General features: G+C 53.1%; 17 protein-coding genes. 5 read left to right on the top strand and 12 right to left on the bottom strand.

Annotation, left to right across the window (positions count from 1 at the left end):
• Position 1: 1 nt before the first annotated feature.
• On the bottom strand, positions 2-1,096 hold the full coding sequence (locus WC772_06600) for a glycosyltransferase (GenBank protein MFA6170423.1): 1,095 nt from the start codon (positions 1,094-1,096) through the stop codon (positions 2-4).
• Between the two features lie 76 nt (positions 1,097-1,172).
• Between WC772_06600 and WC772_06595 the strand changes: the two genes are divergently transcribed.
• The 3 genes from WC772_06595 to WC772_06585 all read left to right on the top strand — a co-directional run bounded on the left by WC772_06595 (position 1,173) and on the right by WC772_06585 (position 6,681).
• Positions 1,173-2,684, top strand: coding sequence for a HAMP domain-containing sensor histidine kinase (locus tag WC772_06595; GenBank protein MFA6170422.1), 1,512 nt, complete (start codon positions 1,173-1,175; stop codon positions 2,682-2,684).
• A gap of 261 nt (positions 2,685-2,945) precedes the next feature.
• Positions 2,946-4,202, top strand: coding sequence for a beta-ketoacyl-ACP synthase II (gene fabF, locus WC772_06590; GenBank protein ID MFA6170421.1), 1,257 nt, complete (start codon positions 2,946-2,948; stop codon positions 4,200-4,202).
• A gap of 4 nt (positions 4,203-4,206) precedes the next feature.
• Positions 4,207-6,681 (top strand): ATP-binding protein, encoded by a 2,475-nt coding sequence (locus WC772_06585; protein ID MFA6170420.1) that lies wholly within the window; start codon positions 4,207-4,209, stop codon positions 6,679-6,681.
• Here the strand turns inward: WC772_06585 and WC772_06580 are convergent.
• The 7 genes from WC772_06580 to WC772_06550 are packed head-to-tail and all read right to left on the bottom strand — an operon-like array spanning position 6,678 to position 13,161.
• Positions 6,678-7,589 (bottom strand): SDR family oxidoreductase, encoded by a 912-nt coding sequence (locus WC772_06580; GenBank protein MFA6170419.1) that lies wholly within the window; start codon positions 7,587-7,589, stop codon positions 6,678-6,680. The genes WC772_06585 and WC772_06580 overlap by 4 nt on opposite strands.
• Complete coding sequence (locus tag WC772_06575; protein ID MFA6170418.1) at positions 7,590-8,756, bottom strand: glycosyltransferase family 4 protein; 1,167 nt, start codon at positions 8,754-8,756, stop codon at positions 7,590-7,592.
• Entirely contained in the window at positions 8,753-9,622 is an 870-nt protein-coding gene (locus WC772_06570; GenBank protein ID MFA6170417.1) for a radical SAM protein, read from the bottom strand. Before WC772_06570 ends, WC772_06575 begins: the two co-directional genes overlap by 4 nt.
• Positions 9,619-9,852 (bottom strand): hypothetical protein, encoded by a 234-nt coding sequence (locus WC772_06565; protein MFA6170416.1) that lies wholly within the window; start codon positions 9,850-9,852, stop codon positions 9,619-9,621. Before WC772_06565 ends, WC772_06570 begins: the two co-directional genes overlap by 4 nt.
• The gene (locus WC772_06560; GenBank protein MFA6170415.1) at positions 9,852-11,051 is read right to left on the bottom strand and encodes an MFS transporter; all 1,200 of its coding nucleotides are present in this window, start codon (positions 11,049-11,051) and stop codon (positions 9,852-9,854) included. The genes WC772_06565 and WC772_06560 overlap by 1 nt, the downstream gene beginning before the upstream one ends.
• Positions 11,045-11,551, bottom strand: a complete 507-nt coding sequence (recO, locus tag WC772_06555) for a DNA repair protein RecO (GenBank protein ID MFA6170414.1) — start codon at positions 11,549-11,551, stop codon at positions 11,045-11,047. The genes WC772_06560 and recO overlap by 7 nt, the downstream gene beginning before the upstream one ends.
• On the bottom strand, positions 11,518-13,161 hold the full coding sequence (locus WC772_06550) for an ATP-binding protein (protein ID MFA6170413.1): 1,644 nt from the start codon (positions 13,159-13,161) through the stop codon (positions 11,518-11,520). The genes recO and WC772_06550 overlap by 34 nt, the downstream gene beginning before the upstream one ends.
• A 272-nt stretch (positions 13,162-13,433) precedes the next feature.
• On the opposite strand from WC772_06550, the gene WC772_06545 reads away from it, so the two are divergent.
• Together WC772_06545 and WC772_06540 are read left to right on the top strand one after the other, a co-directional pair.
• Positions 13,434-14,786 carry a sigma-54 dependent transcriptional regulator gene (locus WC772_06545; GenBank protein MFA6170412.1) on the top strand — a complete coding sequence of 451 codons (1,353 nt, stop codon included), beginning with the start codon at positions 13,434-13,436 and terminating at the stop codon, positions 14,784-14,786.
• Positions 14,787-14,840: 54 nt separating this feature from the next.
• Positions 14,841-15,308, top strand: a complete 468-nt coding sequence (locus WC772_06540; GenBank protein ID MFA6170411.1) for a transposase — start codon at positions 14,841-14,843, stop codon at positions 15,306-15,308.
• 87 nt (positions 15,309-15,395) lie between these two features.
• Here the strand turns inward: WC772_06540 and serA are convergent, their stop codons facing one another.
• The 4 genes from serA to WC772_06520 form a co-directional block, all read right to left on the bottom strand.
• Complete coding sequence (serA, locus tag WC772_06535; GenBank protein MFA6170410.1) at positions 15,396-16,973, bottom strand: phosphoglycerate dehydrogenase; 1,578 nt, start codon at positions 16,971-16,973, stop codon at positions 15,396-15,398.
• A 94-nt stretch (positions 16,974-17,067) separates the two neighbouring features.
• Positions 17,068-17,997, bottom strand: a complete 930-nt coding sequence (locus WC772_06530) for a hypothetical protein (GenBank protein ID MFA6170409.1) — start codon at positions 17,995-17,997, stop codon at positions 17,068-17,070.
• Between the two features lie 3 nt (positions 17,998-18,000).
• Positions 18,001-20,532, bottom strand: coding sequence for a tail fiber domain-containing protein (locus tag WC772_06525; GenBank protein MFA6170408.1), 2,532 nt, complete (start codon positions 20,530-20,532; stop codon positions 18,001-18,003).
• A gap of 1 nt (position 20,533) precedes the next feature.
• A partial coding sequence (locus WC772_06520) for a tail fiber domain-containing protein (protein ID MFA6170407.1) occupies positions 20,534-24,570 on the bottom strand: 4,037 nt, incomplete at its 5' end.

Below are 24,570 nucleotides of genomic sequence, written 5' to 3'. Positions count from 1 at the left end.
GTTAAAGAAATTTAAAAATCTCTTGCGCGATCTTAAGCGCCGCGTCGGGCCGACTGATCTTTTTTATATTCCGTTTCATGGCCTCGTATTCGCCGCTCTCTCTGATCTGCCGGACCAGCTCGACGACCTTTTTCGGGTCCCGGCTGACCTGGCCGACTTTCCCTTTGACCACGAACTCCACGTTCCCCTCTTCCTGCCCGGGAAGCCAGGAGGTAATAATGATCGGCAGATTTTTGGCCAGCGCTTCGGCGATCGTTCCCGGCCCGGCCTTGGTAATGATCAGGTCGGAACGGCCCATCACTTCCGGAACCTGATCGGTAAAACCGATAACTTCAAGCTCAAAACTGAAGCCGGAAGCCTGTTTCTTCAGTTTTTCTTCCAGGTTCTTGTTCCGGCCGCAGATCACGATCAATTTACCGTCAAACTTCGCCCGGTCGAATTCTTTAATGATATCACCCATCTTACCGGCCCCTTCCCCGCCCCCCATCAGCAAAATGGTGAACTTGGCAGCTTTAACGGCGGCTTTCTGGGACAGGATAAATTTCGGGTCGATCGGCATGCCGATCACTTTTATTTTTTTCTCCGGCATGCCGTAGTTAATGGCGTTTCGTTTCGCTTCCTTGGATGCAACGATGACCAGATCGACGTCCGGCTTGATCCAGGCCCGGTGCAGGGTCACCGGATCGGTTATGACCACGATAAAAGGAACTTTCAGGCCGCTGCCCAAGATCGCCTGGACCGTCAGATGGTTAACCATCGGGTGAACAGAAACGATAAGGTCAGGCTTGCGAACAGCAATCAGTTTCGTCAGTTCTTTTAAGATGAAAGGCCGGGAAAGCTTTTCCAACTGGGCCAGCTTTTTCTGGTCGTCAAGCCAGTAATAAAGCCGTCCCCACAATTCGGGGGAATACTTGATCACCGGCGAGTAAAGCTTGGCGAAAACATTGAGGAAGCCGGAACATTGGGCAAAAGCGTCGACCATTTCCTGGTTATACTTTCCGGGGCGGAGGCAATCGACCGACTTGATGATCGCGTTAGCGGCGGAGCGGTGGCCGCCCCCGGTGTCGGAAAAAATATACAGGATTTTCTTTTTCATGACCGGAGGCATTATAACATATGACGACTTGAAATAATATCGGCCGCAGAGTAGAATCACTTTTAGTCGTATTGTAATGAATAATCAAACCGAAAAGCTGCAAGCTTACGTTCGCGTCAAATGGGGCCTAATCTCCTTGGCCGCGCCGATTTTTCTTTCGCTTTTTTTCTTCCGGATCATTTCTTCGCCCGAGCTCGCGGCCTGGGGCCTGCTGTTTCTGGTCGGCGCCGGGACCAATTTATACTTGCAGCGCTTTATCGCGGCCAAAACAACCCCGGCCAAACAAATCATGCTTTCCCTGCTGATCGACATCGCGGTCTCCGGTTACGTCGTTTACTTTCTCGGCGGGATCGAAAGCCGCTGGGTTTTTCTTCCGATGATCACGATCTTCTTTGCCGGCGGAATGCTGAACCTGCCCCTCGCCCTGGGCTACGCCACCCTGGCCTTTATCTTGGTGGCGGCTTTCTTTTTACTGGAATACTCCATGATCGTTCCCGACCTGTTCAACCCGCACGTGATGAAGGGGATGTTTCACGATTCCAGGTTTTATTTTGATAATTTCGGCAGTTTGGCCGCGCTTTACTATTTTTCCGCCGGCGCCGGCGCTTTTTTGAACATCCAGATCGAAAAAAGCATCCTTGATTCCCGCGCTTCCCAGGTCCAATCGGAAAACGCGCGCAAGGCGCTGATGAACATCGCCGGCGACCTGGAAAACGCCAAAAAAGATCTGGAAAAAAGGGTCAGGGAACGGACCGCCGAACTGGAAGAAGCCAAGACGGGGCTGGAATCAAAGATTAAGGAGCGGACCGGTGAGCTGGAAAACAGCCGCAAGGCGATCCTGCACATGATGAAAGATCTCAAAGAAGACATCAAAAAAATGCGCGAGGTCGATTCGATGAAAACCGAATTTCTTTCGATGATCTCGCACGAACTGCGGACCCCCCTGACCCTGATCAAAGGGTACGTCGCGCTGTTGCAAGCGGGAAAGATCGGCCCTCTCTCCCCCGAACAGAATAAAACCATTGAGATCGTCGCCCGCCAGAGCGATCACCTCCATTCCATGATCGACAGCATCCTCGATATTTCGCGGCTCGAGATCGGCAAGCCGATCCCGCTCAACCGGGCGCCGATGTCTTTCAAAAGCGCCGTGGAAAAAACGATCGAAGCGCTGAAGATCCAGGCCAAGGAAAAAAATATCGAAATCATTTCCAACATCTCCGACTTCCTGCCGACGATCGTCGGCGATGAGATCAAGATCAAACGGGTCCTGACCAATCTGCTCGGCAACGCCATGAAATTCACCCCGGAAGACGGCAAGATCTTCGTCAACGCTTTCATCAGCGACTCTGAAGTAAAAGTCGAAGTCGTCGATAACGGGATCGGGATAAGCCGGGAAAATCTGGCCAAGATCTTCGAGAAGTTTTTTCAGGTCGACAGCTCAATTACCAGGAATGCCGGAGGAATGGGAATGGGGCTGGCAATTTCCAAAGAACTGATCGAGCTTCACGGCGGCAAGATCACCGCCGACTCGGAAGGATTGGGCAAGGGGACCAAGGTAACCTTCACCCTGCCGATCAATACGTTATGATATGGGACTGCTGAAAAAGGCTGTCAATGAGAAACGGAAACCTGCGGGTAGCGGTTTTTTAACCGCGCAATTAATTGCGCGGTTAAATTGGAAGCCGAGACGCCTGCCCGCCGTGGCGGGATATTGCCTGCCGGTAGGCAGGTCTCAGGCTTCCAGAATAGACTTTTTCAGCAGTCCCAATATTAATGATAGAAATAGCTTGAAATCAGGCCAAATATCATTTATGCTTGCACAGATGTTTGGTCAATAGAAAGGAAAATTATGAGTTTGCCTAATGAGCGCCGAGTTGTCGTCACTGGAATCGGAGTAGTCGCCCCTAATGGTATCGGCAGAGAAGCCTTCTGGCAAGGATTGAAAACCGGTCTCAATTGTGTCGATAATATCAGCTTTTTTGACACCTCCGAACATCCTTCGAAGGTTGCCGCAGAGATTAGAAATTTTAAGGCGGAAAACTATGTTCCGCTGAAAAAGATCAAAAAAATGGACCGTTCCACCCATATGGGGATCGCGGCCGGTTTAGAAGCAATGGCCGATAGCCGGTTACCGATAAACGATAAAACCGCCACCAACATCGGCTGTATTATTGGAACCGGCGCCGGCGGCATGGGTTTTGCGGAACATGAAATGTCGGTCTATTTCAAAGAAGGGCTAAAAAAGGTCAATCCTTACGCGGCAATCTCGGTTTTTTGCGGCGCGATACCGTCAGAAATTGCGATTCAGCTTGGGATCAAAGGCCCAAACATCGCGGTTTCCAACGGCTGTACCAGTTCGAACGACGCGATCGGCCTGGCGTACAACACCGTCAAGGCCGGAACGGTCGATGCTGTTTTAACTGGCGGGGTCGATGCTTGCGTAACGCCGGCAATCGTCGGATCGTTCTGCCGGATAAACGCTCTCTCCACCAAAAGGAACCATGATCCCAAAAAAGCTTCCCGGCCGTTCAACCTTGATCGCGACGGATTTGTCATGAGCGAAGGAGCTTGGCTTTTTGTTTTCGAAGAACTTCAATCGGCGCTGAAAAGAGGCGCCAAGATCTACGCGGAGATGGTTGGCTACGGGTCAACCTGTGACGCTTACCATATGACCGCCCCCGCCCCGGATTCCGAACAAACCGCCCGGGCCATGCAGGTCGCGCTAAAGACCGCCGGACTGGTTCCCGGTAAAATCGATTATATCGTCGCCCATGGCACGTCCACCCCGCTGAACGACAAAAACGAAACCAAGGCAATCAAGATCGCGTTCGGCGATCACGCCAAGAAACTGTCGATCAGCTCGATCAAATCAATGATCGGACACGCGGTTGGCGCCGCGGCGGCGGGAAACTTTGTGGCTGCGGTCATGGCCGCCAAAGAAAACTATATCCCGCCCACCATCAACTTTGAGAATCCGGACCCGGAGTGCGATCTGGACTATACGCCGAACAAAGGAAAAAGTCTGACCGTTAATTACGCGCTGGTGAATTCCATCGGCTTCGGGTCCAAGAACGCATCAACGATAGTAAAAAAATATCAGGAATAATATTATGAATTTTGTCATGGTCTCGGCCCTTTTAGCTACCATCTTCAACACGCTGCTGGTTTCCGTAATCATCGCGATCGCGATCGAGGACCAAACCAAACGCAACCCGACTGTTTTTTCACTGGCCCTTTACATCTTAAGTCTTGGCCTATGGAGTTTGTGCGTCTTCGGGCTTGGGATCCCGCAAAACGTCGAGACCGCTTTTATCTGGGTCCGAGTCCTTAATCTCGCTATAATTTCCATTCCAATCCTGTTCATCCAGGTCGTAATTATGACGGTCGGCGTGACAAAATTCGATCATTTTTATTTGGGAGCGGCTTATGCCGTCTCTGCGATCTTTTTGCTTCTTTCTCCAACCGCTTATTTTACCAAGGACTTGCGGTTATTTGATTTTGGCTATTTTTCGATCCCCGGTCCGGTTTTCCCTATCTGGCTGGCCTTTTTTGTGATTCTGGTCATCGGCGGGCATATACGATTGATCATGGCCTATCGGGCCACCCACACCACAACTCACAAAAAAAACCAAATCAAATATATTTTACTGGCTTCGTTTGTTGCTACGCTCGGCGGGATTTCGTCTTTCCCCAATTTTATAGGGATTAAAACATATCCGCTCTGGACGATAACGAACGCTTTTTACGCTCTGATCCTCGCTTATGCCATATTAAAGTACCGCCTGATGGACCTTTCCCTGGCGATCAAAAAGACCACCGCTTATTCGCTCGTCACCACCGGCATCACTTTTATCTACCTGGCGATCATTTTGAGCTTTGAGCTCCTCTTCCGGGAGATCTTTAACGGGCACTATTCGATCACGACCGCCCTCCCCGCCGCCCTGATCATCGCCCTGACCTTTATTCCGTTGCGCGACTATCTTCAGAACATCACCGACCAGCTGTTTTTCCGCCGGACCATCGAATACCGCAAGGTCCTGCGTGAAGTGACCCACGCCCTTTCTTCCGTGACCGACCTAAAGGTCCTCTTCCGCCTGATCGATCAAACCGTCATCAAGGTAATGTGCATCAAGACCGCCGCCGTCCTCCTGCTTGAAGACAAACAAGATCACTATCTGCTGGAAAAGACAAACGGTCTGCCCAAGTCGCTCGACGGGCTGGCCCTGCCGGGGACCAACCCCCTGGTCGCTTATCTAATCGAAACCAAGGAGCAAGTCACGATCGACGACATCAGGGAAAATTTCAACGCGACCCAAAACAAAGAAGAGATGGAAAAATATGCCGCTATTGCCGCGGAAATGGAACGGCTTTCGGCCGCGCTCGCCGTCCCCTCCTTCGTCAAAAACAAACTGGTCGGGATTTTGACCCTCGGAGAAAAACTTTCGGGAGAGCCCTACACGGCGGAAGATATCGAGCTGATCGCGACCATGGCCTCCGAAGCCGGGATCGCCATCGAAAACGCGAAACTTTACCGGGACGTCATCGAGACCAAGGACTATCTCAACTCGATCATCCAAAACACCGACGACGCGGTCATTACCCTTGACCTTGACGGGCGCGTGCTTTCCTGGAACGCCGGGGCCGAAAAGATCTTCGGCTTGACTCCCAAAGAAACGCTTAATGGCTATCCCTCCTTCCTGACCGAAGGCGAAACCCGCGATTTCGTCGGCCGGATCCTGAACGGAGAAACTGTCCGGGCAATGGAGATCTATAAAAAAGTCAAGAACATTGAAAATTACCCTCTTTTATTGACCTGTTCGCCGATCAAAGGAGGCGAGCAGATAATCGGCCTGTCGCTCATTCTTAAGGATATTTCCGAACTCAAGAAAGTCGACGAAACCAAAAAAGAATTTCTTTCGACCGTCAGCCATGAATTGCGGACCCCCCTGACCCCAATCAAGGGTTACGTCTCGCTCCTGTTGCAAGGGAACATCGGCTCGCTCGATCCGAAGCAAAAAGAAGTACTGGAAACAGTGCTGAAGAACACCAATCATCTCCACGATCTGATCGAATCGATCATCGACATTTCGCGCATTGAGGCGGGCAAGCCGTTGGAAATCGAAAAAGAGCCGTTTTTCCTGGAAAAAACGATCAAAGAAAGCGTCGATAATTCGGCCGCGTCCTTCTCCGCCAAGGGGATCGCGTTTGCCTTTAATTATTCCGACGGCGATCTGGCGATCCTCGGCGACCGGAAAAAGATCATCCGGGTCATGGACAACCTGCTGGGAAACGCCCTGAAGTTCACCCCCAAAGGCGGGGAAGTGGCGGTCAGCCTGCAGCGGCAAGACAAGCTGGTCAAGATCTCAATCAGCGATACCGGCATCGGTCTGGAAAAAAGCCATTATTACAAGATCTTCGAACGCTTCTATCAGGTCGACAGCTCTTACACCAGGGCGACCGGCGGGATCGGTATGGGGCTGGCGATCGCCAAAGAAATTATCGAAGCGCATAATGGGCGGATCTGGGCGGAATCGGATGGGATCGGGCACGGTTCGCGGTTTACTTTCACTTTACCGCTAATCTAATACCAGGCAACGGTTTTTTTCAAGCCCTCTTTCATGTCAAACTTAGGGGTCCAGCCGAGTTCCCGGCCGATCTTGCGGCAATCAAGAACACTGCGGAAAAGTTCACCGGCTCTGGGCGGTTCATAACCAATCGGCCGGTCGAATTTCAAGATCTCTTTAAGGAAAGCAAAAAGCTGATTGACCGAAGTTCCCTGTCCGGTCCCAACGTTAAAGATCTGATTATCCCCTTTATTCAAAGCCAGCAGGTTGGCATCCGCCACGTCGCTGACGTAAACATAATCGCGCAACTGGTTCCCGTCACCGTAGATGACCGGCGTCTCCCCTTTGAGCATTTTACCGCAAAAGATGGCGATGACCCCTGCTTCACCCAGCGGGTCCTGGCGCGGCCCATAGACATTCCCGTAACGCAGAACGGTATATTTTAAACCGTAGAGCTGGGAATAAGCGTGCAGATAGAGCTCAACGGAGCGCTTAGTGATGGCATAGGGGGAGATCGGTTCGATCGGGTGCTCCTCCGCCGCCCCGGCCGGTTCCGAGACCTCACCGTACAGCGCGCCGCCGGTCGAAGAAAAAATAATCTTCTTAATTTTAGCATCGCGGGCGGCGTTCAGCAGGTTTAAGGTCCCCAGTTCGTTAATGTCGGCATTATGAATCGGATCAATGACCGATTTGCGGACATCGATTTGCGCCGCCAGATGGTTAACGATATCGGGCTTAAAATCCAAGACCGCGGCGGCCAGGTCTCGGTCGCGCAGGTCCTTCCGGAAAAAAACCGCTTGGGGATTTAAGTTTGCTTCTTTGCCGGTGGATAAATCGTCGAGGACGGCGACTTCGTGCCCCGCTTCAAGGTAGCGATCGACTATGTTGGAACCGATGAAGCCGGCTCCGCCGGTAACCAGGATCCGCATTTACCCGGCTCGTTTCTTGGTCAATAGCTCCTGATAGATCCCTATGACCTGCTGAACAATGGTCTTCCAGCTATATTTGGTTTCGACTTGCTGACGACCGTGGCGCCCCATCGCTTTGGCCTTTTCGGGATCGGCCAGGATCTGGCAGATCGCGTCGGCCAGGGCGTCGGGGTTCTGTTTCGGCACCAGTAAGCCGGACTGGCCGACGTCCATGACGGCGTTCGGGCCCGGAATATCGGAAGCGACGATCGCGGTGTAATTGGCCATTGCTTCCAACTGAACAATGCCGAACGCTTCCAACCGGTTGATCGACGGGAAAATATAGGCGATGGAAGTATAGTACAATTCGACCAGCTTTTCGAAGGTCGCGGTTCCGAGAAAGGTGATCGCCGGACCGACATTCAGCTGGGTGACCAGGTCCAGGATGTGGGCCTTTTCTTCCCCATCCCCGCAGATGACCAGTTTGGTGTCCGGATATTTCGCCAGGACCTTGGGCATCGCTTTGACTAGGTAGTCGCACCCTTTATTTCCCGCCAGGCGGCCAAGGAAAAGGATCTGCCGGGGATTTTTCTTGTCCGGCGTCAAGTTGAGCTTTTTCTGGATCTCGTCGATCTTGTCGGAAAAGATCCCGATCGGAATGACCCGGTGCGGGACATGTTTCATGACCGGCGAAGTCTCGGCATATGTTTCGGTCGTATTGTAGATCGTCCCCGCTTTGGCCAACAGCATTCTGGCGTAAGCATTGTTGGCCCCTTCGAATAACGGCACAAGCCATTGCGGAACGGGAACGCCGAAATACTTTTCGGAAACGGTGACGTCGCAATGGTAGGTTACGACCAGCGGCTGTTTAATTTTACCGGCGACCGAGCGGAGAAAGCTGAAAGCCGGCACGTGGACATGGACAATATCAAACCCTTCCAGCATTTTAAGGTTGAACTGGGTGCTGACCGGCAAATAACTGAACATATCGATCGCATCAAGCCGGATGACCTTGATCCCTTCCGGCAAGGTTTCATGGGTTGGGGCGTTTTTTGCCTTCGGCAGATTGTTGGTGATGACCGTCACTTCGTGCCCTTCTTTAATAAGAGCGGTCGATAGATCCCTGACATATTTTTCGGTCCCGCCGGTGTGAGGATAAAAATAAGGGGAAAGCATCACGATCTTCATAAGTTAACTCCTTTTCTCCAAGCGTCAAACCTGGAATAAAGACCCAGCCAGTAGTAGCGATCGACTCTCTGGCTAAACGATGGTAACATATACGGCCAGCGCATGCAAGACGAACAGACCGCTTCCCGCCCCTGCCTGCCGCCGCGATTATAAAAACAGGGAGCGACAAATTCCCCGTCCGGCATGACGGTCAGGGTCGACTCCTCCGCCCGGCAGCGCGGCAGCAGCAAATTGTTCCCGCCTTGTTTGACAAATTCGATCGCCGCCCGATTAACCAGGACCTTCTTCCGTTTCGCGTAATATAATATGTAGTCGAGCGTTTCGGACTTGAACCCTTGAGTCCCGTAAAAATCATAGACCGGCGACAGGTTAAGATAAACATCCATTTTTTGGGCCAGATCGACCATTTCCGGCAGGAAACGGACACTATCTCTCGTCATGGTAAACTGAATGATAACGTTTTCTCCCAGTCCCCGGGCAAACTCGATCGCCGGGATAACCTGGCTGTAACACTCCACTCCCCGGCTCCGGTCATGCTCTTCCATGGTCGGATAATCCAAGGCAAAAAAAACAGCGTCGGCCAAGCCCTTGAGCTCTTTTCCCCGCTCCTGATAGAGGATCCCGTTGGTCATCAGGCCGACCCAGAAATTTTGCCGGCGCGCCTGGCGGAGAATATCGGGAAGATCGGCCCGGAGGAGCGGCTCGCCGCCGGTAATGAAGAGTTTTTTGCCGCCGCGGATCCGCAGTTCTTTAAAAACCAGGGCGTGGTCGGCCGTCTCTTGGAATTGTTCCTTTTCGGTCCAGACCCGGCAGAACTCACAAGCGTCGTTGCAGTTCAAAGTCACGTAATAATGGCAAGTTTTCATGCAAGCTTCTTTTGGCGTTCGATCTCGTTCCTGATCTTGAGCAGTTCGGTCGCGGCTTCTTTTTCCTGCAGCTGGATCTCCAGCTTGATGGCAACCAGCTCCGCTTCGGCCGCTGCGTCCCCCCGGTATTTATCCCAAGCTTCCTGCCAGCGTTCCTTGGCGGTCTTGATCTTGGTAATGACATTGCGGCGCAGACACTCGAAGGAGAACTCCAGCTCGACTATCCCCATCAAACCCGCCTCACTTTGGGGATCAGGATCCCAACAACCCCAACCGCCAGCAGGACCCAGCCCAGGACCGCCATTGAAAAGGTGATCCCGGAAAGATCGGCGATCCAGCCGAACAGAACGACCGGCAGGGTAAAAGCGGAATTGACCAGCATGTTTTGAACGCCGAAGACCCTCCCCCGGATCTGTCGGGGAATCTTGTGCTGGAGGATCGTCTGGATCGTCGAAGTGATGTAAATATTGCCGACCCCGAGCAAAGTGATCAGCACAAAAGCCAGGTGCAGGTTCCTGGCCATTGCCAGCCAAACGATCAAGCCCCCGGAAAAAAGAAAGCTCAAGGTGACGATCGTCCCCATTTTAAGATAGTGCCTGATCCGCTCCAGGGTGAACATCCCGATCAGCATTCCGACGCCGACGGCGATGATCAAATAACCGAAATTTCGTTCGCCGATCTTCAGAACGTCGCCGGCGTAAGAGATCGCCAATAGCGACAAAGTGGCAATCGCCGAAGCGGCGGTAAAAAGCTGGATCAGGGAAAACCGGACCACCCCGTTCCGGCGAATAAACTCAAAACCGACCACCAGGTCCTTCCAAACATGGCTTTTAGCGGCGACCGGCCGGGCCTTGATGGGGATCATCAGGATCGCCGCAGCGGAGATAAAATACAGGCCGGCCGAAGCGATCAGGGTATTCTTTTCGGCAAAAAGGTTGACGATCGGCGCGCCGAGACCGAAGCCGACGACCGACGAAGCCATCCAGGTCATCATGAAAAGCGCATTGGCGATGATCAGGTTAGGCTTATCGACCAGCTCCGGAATCGAGGAAGTTTCGGCCGGCGCGAAAAATTGCGCCATGGTATAGAGGAGCAAACTGATCAAAAATATCAGCTGGAGCGGCGCCGCCAGGAACGGAATGATCAAGAGGGTCAAAAGACCGCGCAGCACCGCGGTCACGATGAGGATCCCCTTGCGGTCGAGACGGTCGACCAGCACTCCGGCCCAAGGGCCGACTATGACCGACGGAATACCAAAAGCCAGAAGCGGCAGAGAAACGCCGAGATTGGAACGGGTCTGCTGATAAATGATGATCATCAGGACATAAACGAAGATCCGGTCGGCCAGCTGGGAAGTTAACTGCCCCACCCACAACAGCATGAAGCCGAAGTTGGAAAAGATCACGCCAAAACCGGTTTTATTTACCATTCCCTGATATCTCTCCCTACGTGATCGCTGATGCAGTACTTCGGATCAAAACCTTCGCGGTAGATCCCTTCGATCCGCATAAAGGCTTTTTCAAATTCTACCACAACCCGCTGCGGATCGGCCTTTTCTTTTAAACGGCAAAGGCCGGTCAGCAGAAGATCGAACAATTCTTCGTTCGGCTGGCCTTCCGCCGTCGCCGCGTCGATGATCCGGAGAAAATAGATCCCCGCTTTCAGCCCGGCCGGATCATCCCGCACCATCTGGAACGACTCCAGGACCTCGCACTGCGAAACGATATCGAGCGATCGTCCTTTGGCCAGCAAATAGTCGGCATAACTGAAGGTTTCGACCGGCCCGCCGAAACGGGAGGGAACCCGCCTGGCCCCTTTGGCCAGCACCCTGATCTTGCCGTGTTCACGGGTAAAGATTGTGACCAGCTTGTCCGCCTCGGCGAACGGCTTGTTCCTTATGCTGATCGCTTTTGCTTTATAGGCAGGCATATTTTAAAAGTCGTTCCTTCCCCCAGGCGGCTGTCGACCGTGATCTCGCCGCCGTGGTCTTTGATGATTCGATAGGTAACCGCCAAGCCCATTCCGGTCCCCGTCCCTTTGGTCGTAAAAAACGGATCAAAAACATGGGCCAGCTTATCCGCCGCTATTCCCTCCCCGGTATCGGCTATTTCGATCGTCGCTTTTTCTCCGCCGACGGTCAAGCGCGCGAAAAGTTCTCCTCCTTCAGCCATCGCCTGGATCGCGTTAAGGAGGACATTAAGGACCGCCTGCCCAAGATGGCCGGCGTCAGCTTCGATTGGCGTCGGCAAAAGTTCGAGCCGCACCGTTATCCCCTTTTGCCGGCATTCTTCGGCCAAGAGCTTAAAGGTATCGCGCAGCAGTTTGGCCAGATCGATCTCGCGAAAAGTCATTTTCGCCGGCCGGCCGAAAGCCAGCAAATCGTCGACCAATTTATTGATCCGGTCAAGCTGGCGCGGCACGATCTCGGCGTAATCCAAGATGAACTGGCGGTCTTGAAGGTTTTCCGGCAGGACCTGGGTTAGTCCTTTGATCGCCGCCAGAGGGTTTTTGATCTCGTGGGCCATTCCGGCGGCGATCGTCCCCAGCGAGGCCAGTTTATCGGCTTGCTGGAGCCGCTGGAACAGGTTCTTGTTCTCGGCCGAGAGGTCGGAGATCTTCTGACGATAAAAGAATTCGCCCCGGAAAAATATCCGGTCGATGGCTTTCTGGACCAGATCGCGCAGCGGCTGGAAAATAAGGACCGAAGTAAAAACAACCGCCAGCAGGGCAATCCAATTATCGGCGTGAGCGACCCGGGAAAAATATTGGCTGAATATAACCAGGCCCAAAACATAAAAGATCGTGAAAAAAACGGTCAGAAAAGAATAGACCAAGCCTTGAAAAATGACGACCTTGATATCGAGCAGATTATGTTTAACGATCGCGTAGAGGATCAACGCCAGGTAGAGCGGCATAAAATAATGACTGATGACGGGAAGATCAAGATTAAGGATCGGAAAGAAGGCGGTCATCCCGCCGGTAAAGCCAATGATCGAAGCGAGCAAGACATATTTAACCTGGTTCTTTTTTGCCTCCCCGCAGATTGCCAGGTACTTAATAAGCTTGACAAACCCGAGTGAAAAGAACAAGAGAAGATAAAAACCGAAGTACGGATAGACCGGCCCCGGGACCGGGTAATAACGAAGGTTAAAAACCGGCGCGACATCCCTGACAAACCAAGCGGTCAGGTCAAACCCGAGCAAAAGAAGCGCGGCCAGCAAGGCCGCCGTCATTAGCCGCTTATCCTGTTTATCGGTAAAGACCAAAACAAACCAGAGAAAGCAGACCGGGATCAAGACCGCCGCGCCGACATTAAACCTGGTCCAAAAAAGAACCGCTTCCCGACCGATCACGACCGCCCCCATAAATTGCGCGAAACACCAAGCGGCGATCGAGAGCGACAACCAGGTCAAAGGGAGCTTAGCCTTCTCTTTGCTTAAAATGAAAGCGGCAATTCCCAGAAAAAAAGAAGCGATCGCAACCAACAAAATAGAACAAGTATTAAAGTCCATGGTAGTTATTTTAGCATATCCGTTCACAAATACGCGGCAACTCCCATTTAACCGCCCCGATCGGATCGGGGCGGTTAAAAAAAACCAGGAAACCGCGGCAATATTGCTGCGGCCCGCCGGAGGAGGGAATTGCACGGTTAAGTAAAGGATCGCTGGGCTTCAGCTTCTTGCCCATTCAAATATGCAGATTGACGACTTCTCGTCACTCCCTTATCATTATATATACAGCCGTGGGAGGGATCCAGGCTGGCAATAAAATTGCTTTATCCATGTTAAGCTTACAAAAAGGAGTTTAACCAATGAAGGCCTATTCAATCCTGGCAATCGATGACGAAAAAGACATGCTCAAGACTTATGAGTCGATCCTGAAAAAAAAGTACACGTTGACCATGGCCGAATCGACCGAACAAGGAGAAAGACTCCTGGCTGAACTTAACCCAAACCTGCTCCTGCTCGACCTGCGAATGCCGGGGATGGACGGCCTGGAATTCCTGAAAAAAGTCCGGCCTCTTTTTCCGGAAACCGAAATTATCGTTGTCTCCGCTTCCCGCGATATCGCCGATGCCGTTGAGGCGATGAAACTCGGCGCCCTCGATTACATCCCCAAGCCTTTTGAAGTCAATGAGCTCTTGATCACGATCGAAAAGGCGCTGGAGAAACACGCCCTGATGAAGGAAAACATTTATCTTAAAGAAATGCTTAAGGAGACGACCTCCTATTGCAACCTGATCGGCCGGAGCCAGGCGATGAAAAAAGTTTTCGCCACGATCGAAAAGGTCGCCCCGACCGACAGCACGATCCTGATCAACGGCGAGTCGGGGACCGGCAAAGAGCTGGTCGCCCGGGCGATCCATCAGAAAAGCCGGCGCGCGGCCAAACCGTTCGTCGCCGTCAACTGCGCCGCCATCCCGGAAAATCTTCTTGAATCGGAACTTTTTGGCCACGAACGAGGATCGTTTACCGGCGCCCATGAGCGAAAACTCGGCAAGTTCGAACTGGCCGACGAAGGGACTCTTTTTCTCGATGAGATCGGCTGTATGTCCCCCGCCATGCAATCCAAATTGCTTCGAGTCCTGGAAAACAAGCTCATCGAACGGCTGGGCAGCGAGAAAGGGGTCGAGGTCGACGTTCGGATAATTTCAGCGACCAATATCGACTTTCAAAAAGCGATCGAAGAGGGGCAATTTCGAAGCGATCTTTTTTATCGCTTGAACGTAATTCCCTTACCGCTCCCCCCGCTCCGGGAAAGAAAAGAGGACATCAAACTATTGGCTGAATACTTCGTCCTGAAGTTCAACAAAGAGGTCAAGAAGGAGATCAAAGGCTTGACTGAAGCAGCCCTTAATAATCTGCAAAAATACGACTGGCCAGGGAATGTCCGCGAACTGCAGAACATTATCGAGCGGGCGGTCGTCCTCTCTTCCGGCAAGCAGATCGAGGAACTCGATCTGCCGATCACCATGGAAAGGATCATCCCCACCCTGGCGCCGGGAGCCAACCTGATCGAATCGCTCGATCAGTACGAAAAAGAAATGATCGAAAAAGCGCTGCAAGAAAGCGGCAATGTCCGCTCCAAAGCGGCCAGGCTTCTGGGGATCCCTCGTTCAACCCTGAATTCGAGGATCGATTCGCTCGGGATCGCTAAATCTTGACCATTTTCGCGCCAATGTAGGGCAAGGGTTTATCCCTTGCCGCAAAGCGTAATTATGGAAAACAACCCACAACGTAAAATGATCCGAGTAAAAGGCTTTGATTATAGTACCGAGAGACCTTACTTCATAACTATCTGCGCCAAAGACAAAGAGCCATATTTTCTTAATAGGAATTTAAACCATTTAATTATTAAACAGCTATTAGAACAAAAGAAAACGGCAAATTTTAAAATTTTTGTTTATTGCCTAATGCCAAACCATCTTCATTTGTTATTAGCCCCAACGGTGGAAAGGATATCAATTTCAAATTTTGTCGGTGCTTTTAAAAGTAAAACGTCTAGGCTTGCTTGGAATTTCGGAATTTCCGGAAAATTATGGCAAAAACGGTTTTATGATCACATAGTAAGAAAGAGAGAAGATTTAGAGATTATCGGACAATACATATTGAATAACCCTGTTAAGCAAACATTAGTATCTAAGTGGCAAGACTATGAGTTTCTTGGGATGCCTGATAGCTGGTAATTGCTTATTACCGGCAACGGACAAGCCGTTGCCCTACATTTTCTAATAATTTTTACCGATTATAATACTAGCCTCTTTGCAAAACAGCTAAATCTTGACCATTTTCGCGCCGAAGATCCCTTCAAGCTTGGTGATCTCCGCCAAAACTTTGTCCGGAACGGCACTGTCAACGTTAATGACCATGACCGCCTTTTCCCCGACCTTGACCCGGCCGACATCCATCGCCGCGATATTGATGTTCTGCTGACCGAGGAAAGTCCCGATCTTGCCGATCATCCCCGGTTTATCGATATTGGAGAGGATCAGCAGGTACCCCTCGGGAACGGCGTCAACCCGGTAGTTGTCGATCTCAACCAGCCGATCGCCAGCGCCGACAAAGATCGTGCCGCTGACGGAGCGCTCCCCTTTGGGAGTAGCGACCTTAACTTTGATCAGACTGGCAAAATCCTTAGCTTCCTTGCTTTTACTTTCAACAATTTCGATCCCCCGTTCTTTAGCGACCAGCGGGGCGTTGACAAAATTGACGACCACTTCCAGGATCGGCGAAAGAAGCCCTTTCAAAACAACCGTAGTTAACGGCGAAACATTATTTTCGGCCACTTCGCCGGAATATTCAACCGTCACTTTGGAGATCGGACCATCGGCCAGCTGGGCCGCCAGGCCGCCGAGCTTTTCGGCAATGCTCATAAAGGGTTTAACCGGCGCCAGAAGCTCCGGCTTCATCGACGGAATATTGACCGCCGAACGGGCCGCCCCCCCTTTTAGGACCTCAATGATCTGTTCGACAACGTCGACCGAAACGTTGATCTGGGCTTCAACGGTCGAAGCGCCAAGGTGAGGGGTGACGATAATGTTATCCAATTCAAAAAGCGGGCTCGATTCGCACGGCTCTTTTTCGAAAACGTCGAGCGCGGCGGCGGCGACCTGTTTGCTCTTGAGCGCGTCGTAGAGGTCTTTTTCGTTAATGATCCCGCCCCGGGCGACGTTGACCAGCCGGACCCCTTTTTTCATCTTGGCGATCAGCTCGGCGTTGACCAGGCCGGCGGTCTCCTTGGTCTTCGGAATATGAAAAGTGATGAAGTCGGCCTCTTTGATGACCTGGTCAAAACTTTTCAGCTCGACCCCCAACCCTTTGGCATATTCTTCGGTCACGAACGGATCGGAAGCGACAACCTTCATCCCCATACCGAGAGCGTAAGAAGCGACCCGGCGGCCGATCTTCCCGAGCCCGACGACCCCCAAAGTTTTGTTTAGGACCTCAACCCCTTTGAACGACTTCTTGTCCCAAACGCAACTCTTCAGCTTGCCGTGCGCCTGCGGGATCAGCCGCGCCATGGAAAGCAACATCGCGAAAGTGTGTTCGGCGGCGGCCACGGTGTTCCCTTCCGGGGAATTGACGACGATCACGCCGTTTTTGGTCGCGGTCGGCAGGTCGATATTGTCGACCCCGACCCCGGCCCGGCCGATGATCTTCAGTTTTTTTCCGGCTTCGATTATTTTAGGGGTGACTTTGGTCTCGGAACGGACAACGAGAGCGTCGTATTCGGGGATGATCTTCACCAATTCATCTTCCGGGAGACCGGTCTTCATCTCGGCCTCGATCCCGGCGTCGCGGAACATTTTCAAACCGATCTCTTCCAACTTATCCGCTGCTAATACCTTCATAAAGGAGCCCTCCATTCATAGAAAAACGATCTTTTGAAATATTATAACATATGAAAATCCGCGGTATTCCCGCATTATTTAACCGCGCAATTAATCATTTCCGCTTGCGTTCGTCAAAAACAACCAGGTATTGTTTACCAAGCTCCTTGCCTTCGCTAATGATCTTAATAACGTAAACGCCGTTCGCCAGCGGCTGGCCGGAGAGGTCGGAGATCCCGCTGAATTCGATCTGATTATAACCGGCATGGGCGACCATCCGGCGGTTCCAATCGGCCCCGCGGCCGGACGGTCCGTAGATCACGACGTTGACATCACTGTCCTTGGAAACACTAAAGGCGACCATCACCCCTTTGCCGGCGACCGGCGGATAAGCGGGTGAAAAAGTCCCCGGGGTCACGATCAGCGATTCAACTTTGGCCGGACCAGTGTCAACGGTCAGTTCGTAGCTTTTCGAAAGCCGGCGGTCCTGGTCATCACGGGCGTCAACCTGCAAAGTATAGGTTCCGGGAGACAATTCGGCCGGGTCGTAGAGCAGGGTCGAGATTAGGGTCGATTCGGAAGAGGCCGAATCGACAAAAGAAGCGCGATTATTATTGCTAATAACGACTTTATTATTGAAGGTCACGGCAATCGAATTAAGATCGATCCCCAGATTGTCGGTGACTACCAGTTTGAACTTCGGCCGGGCGGAGATCTTATCGGTCTGGGTGAGAACCACGCCGCTTTCCCGGTTATAAGTCAGGATCGCCAAAGAAAATTCTCCGGTCCTAACGAAAGCGGGTGGATTGGGGACCGTAAAGGTCAAGGGAAAGAAAAATCCGGGGTAAAAAACCACGGTCGCCCCAACGGCGCCCGACTGGCTGACGATCGCCGCTTTAGACTGCAATACATAGGCGCTTGAACTGCTTTTTCGGCCGCCGGAATCAATAATGTTCTGCGGCAGTTTATAGTTGTCGCTTTGGACGGCAAAAAGAGAAACCGCCGACACTATAAGAACCATAAGGATGCCAAACGCTTTGCGCATTGCTTATTTAACTTTCTCCTCAAGGGCTTTAAGCCTGACCTTTAACTCCTCGATCTCCCGGTTTTTTTCCTGCAAAGCCTTGATCAGGATCACGCCGATCTTATCGTAAGCAACCGATTCCGGCGAACCATTTTGGTTCAAAGCGACTAATTCCGGATAAATCTGCGCCACCTCTTCCGCGATCAAACCGAAATCGGGCTGATTGGGGGTCGCGGAAACGTCGTTCCATTTGAAGCGAACCGGCCTTAATTCATTTAACTTTGAAAGATCGAGCCGGTAGTCGACGATCTCTTTTTTGTACCGGCGGCTCGAAGATTGCGGCACAACTTCGCCCGTGCTGGTAACAACCAGCGTCGTTCCCGCTCCGGCCGGTGATAAGTTGGTCATTTTCACCCGTCCGTTAGTATATACGGCCAGAGGCCCGCTTGAGGCCATAACGTGAAGCTGGGCCAGCGGATTATCGGTCCCGACCCCGGTTAAGCCGGCCAAATGGACCATCCCGGTCCCGGTCTTCAAAGCATAGCCAAGGCTCGTGGTTGTGCCGTATAAAGCAGTTCCGCCATTGCCGCCGGTCCCATAGATCGCGTAATCACTCGCGTTTTGACATTGAGCGCTCACCGCGTAATTCGTCCCTGTACCCGCTTCCGTTATCGCAAAGATCGCCCGGCGATTGTTCGCAAGATTCCTAAAATAACCGGCGGCGGAAGCAGTGCTAGAGGATTTCGCGTAAATGGCGTAGCTATCGCTATCAACCGCTTGGGCATAAACACCCGCGTAAACCGGAACCCCAACGTCCTCATAACCAAGCGCCCCGTAGGTGTCGGCGAGGCTGGTTTTCCCGATTATGGCCAGGCCAAAATCGCTGGTCCCGGAAGTTGAATTATTCCTGGCCGTGATCGTCGCCCCGTCCCGGCTGTCGGTCTCAACGGAAACGCCGACTATCGTCCCGACCACTTTCACATTGCCTTGAACATGCAAGGTCGCTTGCGGATTATCGGTCCCGATCGAAGTATTCCCCCATAAAGAATTCATCCCTCCCTGCGTATATAACGCGTAACCGGCCGCGCTACTGGTTTGTCCAAACAATCCATAATTAACGCCGGAGACCGCTTGCGCGTTGGCATAGAGGGCATAGCCGGCGTTAGAAGCGGAAGTAAAATACCCCCCGTAATTTGTGCCGGTTGTCGTGTCCGCGTTTCCGGTAACCCCTCTGCCGGTCGTATTTCTCGCTTTACCAAGAACACCAACAGTGTCGCCATTCCCATAAACCCCGCTCCCGCTGTCGGAGGTATACCCGTAAACCCCGGTTTTCGTCGTCCCGCTATCGACAATATTAATATAGTGGGCCAATTCACCATAAGTCGTGCTCCCAGGGATCGCACCTCTTACCCCGATCGATAAAGTACCATCCGATATCTGACCACTTTGGAAATATCCACCCATTCCACCGGTAGAATAATTATTAATGCCGGAGATCGCTCTGCCGGAAGCAGTATTAACTTCAGCAGAAATTCCCACCCCGCTAGCGTTGGTCGTTTTAACATTGATCGCGTAAGCCGCCGTCGTCGATTGCTGGGTCGCCGGACCAAGCTGGACGTACCCGCTCAAATCAGCCGAATCAAGCTTATTATTGAATGTATTCCAATCAACGCTGGAAAGATAGCCGTCTTGCCCCGCTCCGGCCTGGTTGATGGCAATCGTCCCAGTCGTGTTGATCGGCCCGCCGGTAATCGGCGCGGTCGTGTTAACCTGCGTCACCGTCCCCGTCCCGCCCGGCGAACCCCAGGCCAGGCCGGTCGCCGTGTAGGTCAGGAGATAGTTATTGGTTGGGCCATTCATCATGTTTATTTTCTGCTCGGTAATCGTGTCGTCGGCAATCGCATCCGCCGTAACCGCCCCGGTTGCCAGCTGGGCGGCGGCCACGCCGCCGTTGGCAATTGAAACCGTGCCGCTGGCGGTAATCGGCCCGCCGGTCAAGCCAGTCCCGGTATCGATCTGGGTTACCGTTCCGCCGGCGGTGGAAACCGCCGTGATCTGAATATTTTGTCCGGCCTGGATCAAGCTGATCCCGGAACCGCCCGATAAAGTTACGGCGTCACGCAAGGCGGTCGCGCCGCTGGAAGCAAGGCTGGTCACCGCCTGTCCCGAAGGGATCGTATCCACGGTCGCCGCCCGAAAAGCAAAGGGAACGGTCGCCAGCGGAATGCGGGGAGCCATTTCAGCGTCGGCCCCAACCTTGACGGCCAGGTACCTCGTCTCACCGCTAAAGACCGACGCGGCGATCGGGCTGGTTAAGCCAAGCTCCTGATTGACCAAGCCCTGGTCGGGGGTCAGGCTGGAGATCGTCTCGGTCCAAAGTTCCGTCCCGCCCGACGCGGCGTCGAAGATCGAAAATTTCACGTCGATCGCGGCAGTGACCGGATTGCCGCTGGGATCGGTCAACCGCCCCTGGAAGTTCATTTTTTGCGGGACCGCCGCCGCGGCGCTTATTATCGCTAAACTTATTAGCCCGATCATCAGACTTCGCTTTAACATTTCAATTTCCTCCATTTTTATTTATTTTTTCTTCCAAAGTTTTCAATCTAGCCTCCAACATTTGGTTCTTAGCCGCGATCGCCTCGATCTCCCGGTCTTTTTCCTGCAGCGCTTTGATCAGGATCACGCCGATCTTTTCATAAGCGACCGATTCCGGGGACCCGTATTGATTCCTGCCCACTAATTCCGGATAGACTTCCGCTACTTCTTCAGCGATCAAACCAAAATCAAGAACATTCGGAGTAGCGGTGGTTTCTTTCCAGCGAAAACGGACCGGCCGGAGCCGGCCAACTTTTTTGACGTCGATCCGATACTCGACGATATCTTTTTTATAGCGCTGACTGGACGATTGCGGATAGACTTCACCGGTGGCGGAAATGACCAGGACCGTCCCCGCCCCGGCTGGACTAAGGTTCGCCATGTGCACCCGGCCGTCAGAATTAATCGCCCATTTTGGAGCCGCGGCATAAGCATAGAGACCGGAATTAGCGGTTCCCAGCCAGCCATAGGGACCGGTCGCCCCATCATATGTTCCGCCGACGCCGTATAAACTAGCGCCCAGGATCCCATAGCGGGAAGAGTTCGACCATTCACCATAAACCCCGTAAGCCGCAAGGTTACTGCTTGTTGTTCCTCCGTATACCCCCGCCCCGGTCAGGCCGGAAGAACCGGCTATCACCCCGTAGGAAGACCCGGCTCCACCACCAATCGCATTAAAGTACCCCCCGGCGGTAACAATGCCCGAGGTCGCCGCCCTGGCATTCAGCGCCCTCACAGCGATGTGATCGCCGGACCCATCCATAATGGTGTATTCTCTAACCACTTCAACCGTCATGCTGTTGGAGCGGCTTTCAACCAGCAACCCTCTCGCCAGGTCAGTGGAGTTTGGAGTATAATACCCCGCTTTAAAATAACCGGCAGTTCCGCCATTAGCGGTACTGGCATTATAACCATAGACCCCATAACCGCTGGGACTGCTGGTAACGCCATGAGCGCCATAATTGGTCCCGCTGGTTGCCGTCGCCCGACCATAAACACCGTAACCGCTGGCGCTATAGCTGGTAAAAATACCGCCGTAATTTGTTCCGGTCGTATCCCAGGCTTCACCGCTGACCCCCTTCAATTGATGCGAACCGTAAACACCGCTATGAACCCCACCCAACGAAGCGTAGGAGCTAACATTTTCATTGTACGCCGCGACCGCCACGTCACTGTTTAAATAAGTTCCCAGCACTATCCCGGTCACCCCGGCATGATAAGTATCCCCATTCGGCGCGCTGTCGCCCAAAAAGCCCCGTACTCTTGTGGTCTCTCCCATCGCCCCTTTTCCTGCTTCAACCCCCAAGCCGCCACGGATCGTACTGGTACTAGAAACCCCGTAAACACCAAAACCGCTGCCGCTGTTAGTTGTCCCGTAAACGCCATAATTAGCACCGGTCGCATTATTAGCCAAACCATAGACTCCACGGCCGGTCTGGCCGTTCGCCTGGAAGTAACCGCCGTAGTTGGTACTATTGGCCGTCGAGGACGCGTAACCGCTGATCCCCAAGCCGAGATCGCCGGCGGCGACAAATCTGCCGCCGTAATTTAAAACCGCTCCGGTCGTGGTCGCGTCGCCATATACTCCATAGCCGGTGCCGGTGTTGCCGTAAACACCCCGATCGGTCCCATTGCCGTAGACTCCGTAAATCGAGCTTGTTCCGTAAACCCCATAAACGCTACTGCCAAGATAACCGTAATTGGTCGCGTTATAAGAGCCGTAAGCGCCATAGCTCGGTCCGGCTAAATACCCGCTTGTCCCCGAACTACTGTTGGTTCCGGAAGATCCAAACCCATTGGCGCTGGCGGACGCGCCGTAAAGACCATAGTTAACTCCGGTCGCGTGCGAAACGGCAGAATAAACGCCGTAACCGGTCGAGGCCGCCGAGCTGAAATAGCCGCCGTAACTTGTCCCAATGCCGCTATTATTTGCCGTCCCCCAAATCCCGGCGCTATTAAGCTGGGTAACGTTCGCATTGACTCCGATTCCTCCGCCGTTGGTTGATTCCACGTAAACCGCGGTGGCGCCAGTCGTTGATTGAACCGTAGGCGGGCCGAGTTGGACATAGCCGCTTAAATCCGCTCCGCTATCCAAATTTAGCCAGCTGCTGCCGTTATGCCCCTGGAAGTTCGAACCGTCCCAACGGATATTGCCGGCAGTCGCATCAGCTTCGTTGGCCAATCTGATTCCACCGGCAAACTTCACCGGACTAGCTCCTTCAATTGTTCCGGTCACTTTTAGGTTCCCTTGCACGTGAAGCAAAGCCTGCGGATTATCGGTCCCGATCCCGGTGTTCCCCTGAAAATAGTTGCGGCCGCCTTCAGCGTAAACGGCATAACCATTACTGCTATTGGTTTTCGCGCGAAGACCATAATTGGCGCCGCTCGCGTCCTGGGCAAGAGCGTAAACACCCATGCCTGATGAACCATCAGCTTTCCCGCTAACCCCACGCCCCGCAATAGTCGAAGAAAAACCATGAACGCCAGCGCTAAAAGCGTCATCTCCTTCGACCATAGTCGGCGGCTCTCGACCAATCTCACCATAATTATTACCACTGCCGGATTCGCCTTTGGCCCCGATAGATTTTACCCCTCCAGCTGAAATCGTCCCCCCTTTAAAAAGCCCTCCTACGCCGCCATTGGAAGTTGAATTATTCCGTCCATATATTCCATATCTAGTATTGGCAGTCGTTTCGACAGAAATACCGATCCCGCTCGCATTGGTCGTCTTCACTTGGATCGCGTATACTCCGTTTGTTGTTTGCCCGGTCGCCGGTCCAAGTTGAACGTAGCCGGACAGATCGGGGCTGCTCCCGCTGGTTGCGGCTGTAGTTTGAATTGTTCCGTCCGGGAATTTAAAACCATTAGTAGTTGATTCAATTGTCCCGGCAACAGAAAGAACCGCCCCGGGAGTTAAAGTTCCAATCCCAACCTTCCCCCCCATGATCGCCATAGTATTCGGAGTGGTTATCTGTCGGCCGAGAGTATTATCCAGTCCTATGCCCATAGAGTAATCGGCTCCGGTGATGGTCTCAATCCGACTCCCCAAAACGGTCGAATAATCGGCTCCGGCAGAAACAGCAAACCCGATAGCTACCCCGCTGTAGCCGCCGGCAATAGGCATTTGCCCGATCGCCACCGAGGTCAAACCGGAAGCGGTTGGCCTATAACCCATCGCGATCGTACCCCAACCGCCGCTCGCGTTTGCCAGATAGCCGTAGGCAATCCGCGGATTACCGCCGTCAACATTGCCGCCGATAATTTGCCCCTCAAATGAAACATCGCCGCTGACCGTTAACTTGTGGCCCGGTGCGCTGGTCCCCACTCCCAACCTTTTGGCCGCATTGTCCCAGTACAGATCGGCATCCGAACCCAAGGTCGTAGTGTCAGTCCAAAAAGCCAATCTGGTGGCGCTACCGGAACCGGAAACCGTACCGGCCGTTCCACTGCCGGCCGCGGTCAATCGGCCTTGTTGGTCGACGGTAATGTTGGAATTGGTGTAGGTTCCCGGGGTAACCGCTGTATTGGCAATCGCCCCCGCCGTCACAACCCCCGTCCCTAAATGAGCCGCGGTAATCCCCCCGGCCGCGATCGAGACCGTTCCGGTCGTGTTGATCGGCCCGCCGGTCAAACCGCTCCCGGTATCAACCTGCGTCACCGTCCCGGTCCCGCCCGGCGAACCCCAGGCCAAACCGGTCGCCGTGTAAGTTAAAAGATAATCGTTGACCGCCGCGTTCGCGACATTTAGCTTCGGTTCGGTGATCGCGCTGTCCGAGACCCCAGCCGTCACCACCGCGTCGGCGGCAATCGCCCCCGCCGTCACAACCCCCGTCCCTAAATGAGCCGCGGTAATTCCGCCAGCCGCGATCGAAACCGTTCCGGTCGTGTTGATCGGCCCGCCGGTCAAACCGCTCCCGGTATCAACCTGCGTCACCGTCCCGGTCCCGCCCGGCGAACCCCAGGCCAAACCGGTCGCCGTGTAAGTTAAAAGATAATCGT

This window comes from Candidatus Margulisiibacteriota bacterium (genome assembly GCA_041661965.1).
GTDB lineage: Bacteria > Margulisbacteria > WOR-1 > O2-12-FULL-45-9 > XYB2-FULL-48-7 > XYB2-FULL-45-9.
This window is presented reverse-complemented; position numbering and strand designations above follow the sequence as displayed.

Bases quoted from the DNA above. Each gene is read 5' to 3' on its own strand.
- WC772_06600 (MFA6170423.1), bottom strand. From the start codon at position 1,096: ATGAAAAAGAAAATCCTGTATATTTTTTCCGACACCGGGGGCGGCCAC.
- WC772_06595 (MFA6170422.1), top strand. From the start codon at position 1,173: ATGAATAATCAAACCGAAAAGCTGCAAGCTTACGTTCGCGTCAAATGG.
- fabF (MFA6170421.1), top strand. From the start codon at position 2,946: ATGAGTTTGCCTAATGAGCGCCGAGTTGTCGTCACTGGAATCGGAGTA.
- WC772_06585 (MFA6170420.1), top strand. From the start codon at position 4,207: ATGAATTTTGTCATGGTCTCGGCCCTTTTAGCTACCATCTTCAACACG.
- WC772_06580 (MFA6170419.1), bottom strand. From the start codon at position 7,589: ATGCGGATCCTGGTTACCGGCGGAGCCGGCTTCATCGGTTCCAACATA.
- WC772_06575 (MFA6170418.1), bottom strand. From the start codon at position 8,756: ATGAAGATCGTGATGCTTTCCCCTTATTTTTATCCTCACACCGGCGGG.
- WC772_06570 (MFA6170417.1), bottom strand. From the start codon at position 9,622: ATGAAAACTTGCCATTATTACGTGACTTTGAACTGCAACGACGCTTGT.
- WC772_06565 (MFA6170416.1), bottom strand. From the start codon at position 9,852: ATGGGGATAGTCGAGCTGGAGTTCTCCTTCGAGTGTCTGCGCCGCAAT.
- WC772_06560 (MFA6170415.1), bottom strand. From the start codon at position 11,051: ATGGTAAATAAAACCGGTTTTGGCGTGATCTTTTCCAACTTCGGCTTC.
- recO (MFA6170414.1), bottom strand. From the start codon at position 11,551: ATGCCTGCCTATAAAGCAAAAGCGATCAGCATAAGGAACAAGCCGTTC.
- WC772_06545 (MFA6170412.1), top strand. From the start codon at position 13,434: ATGAAGGCCTATTCAATCCTGGCAATCGATGACGAAAAAGACATGCTC.
- WC772_06540 (MFA6170411.1), top strand. From the start codon at position 14,841: ATGGAAAACAACCCACAACGTAAAATGATCCGAGTAAAAGGCTTTGAT.
- serA (MFA6170410.1), bottom strand. From the start codon at position 16,973: ATGAAGGTATTAGCAGCGGATAAGTTGGAAGAGATCGGTTTGAAAATG.
- WC772_06530 (MFA6170409.1), bottom strand. From the start codon at position 17,997: ATGCGCAAAGCGTTTGGCATCCTTATGGTTCTTATAGTGTCGGCGGTT.
- WC772_06525 (MFA6170408.1), bottom strand. From the start codon at position 20,532: ATGTTAAAGCGAAGTCTGATGATCGGGCTAATAAGTTTAGCGATAATA.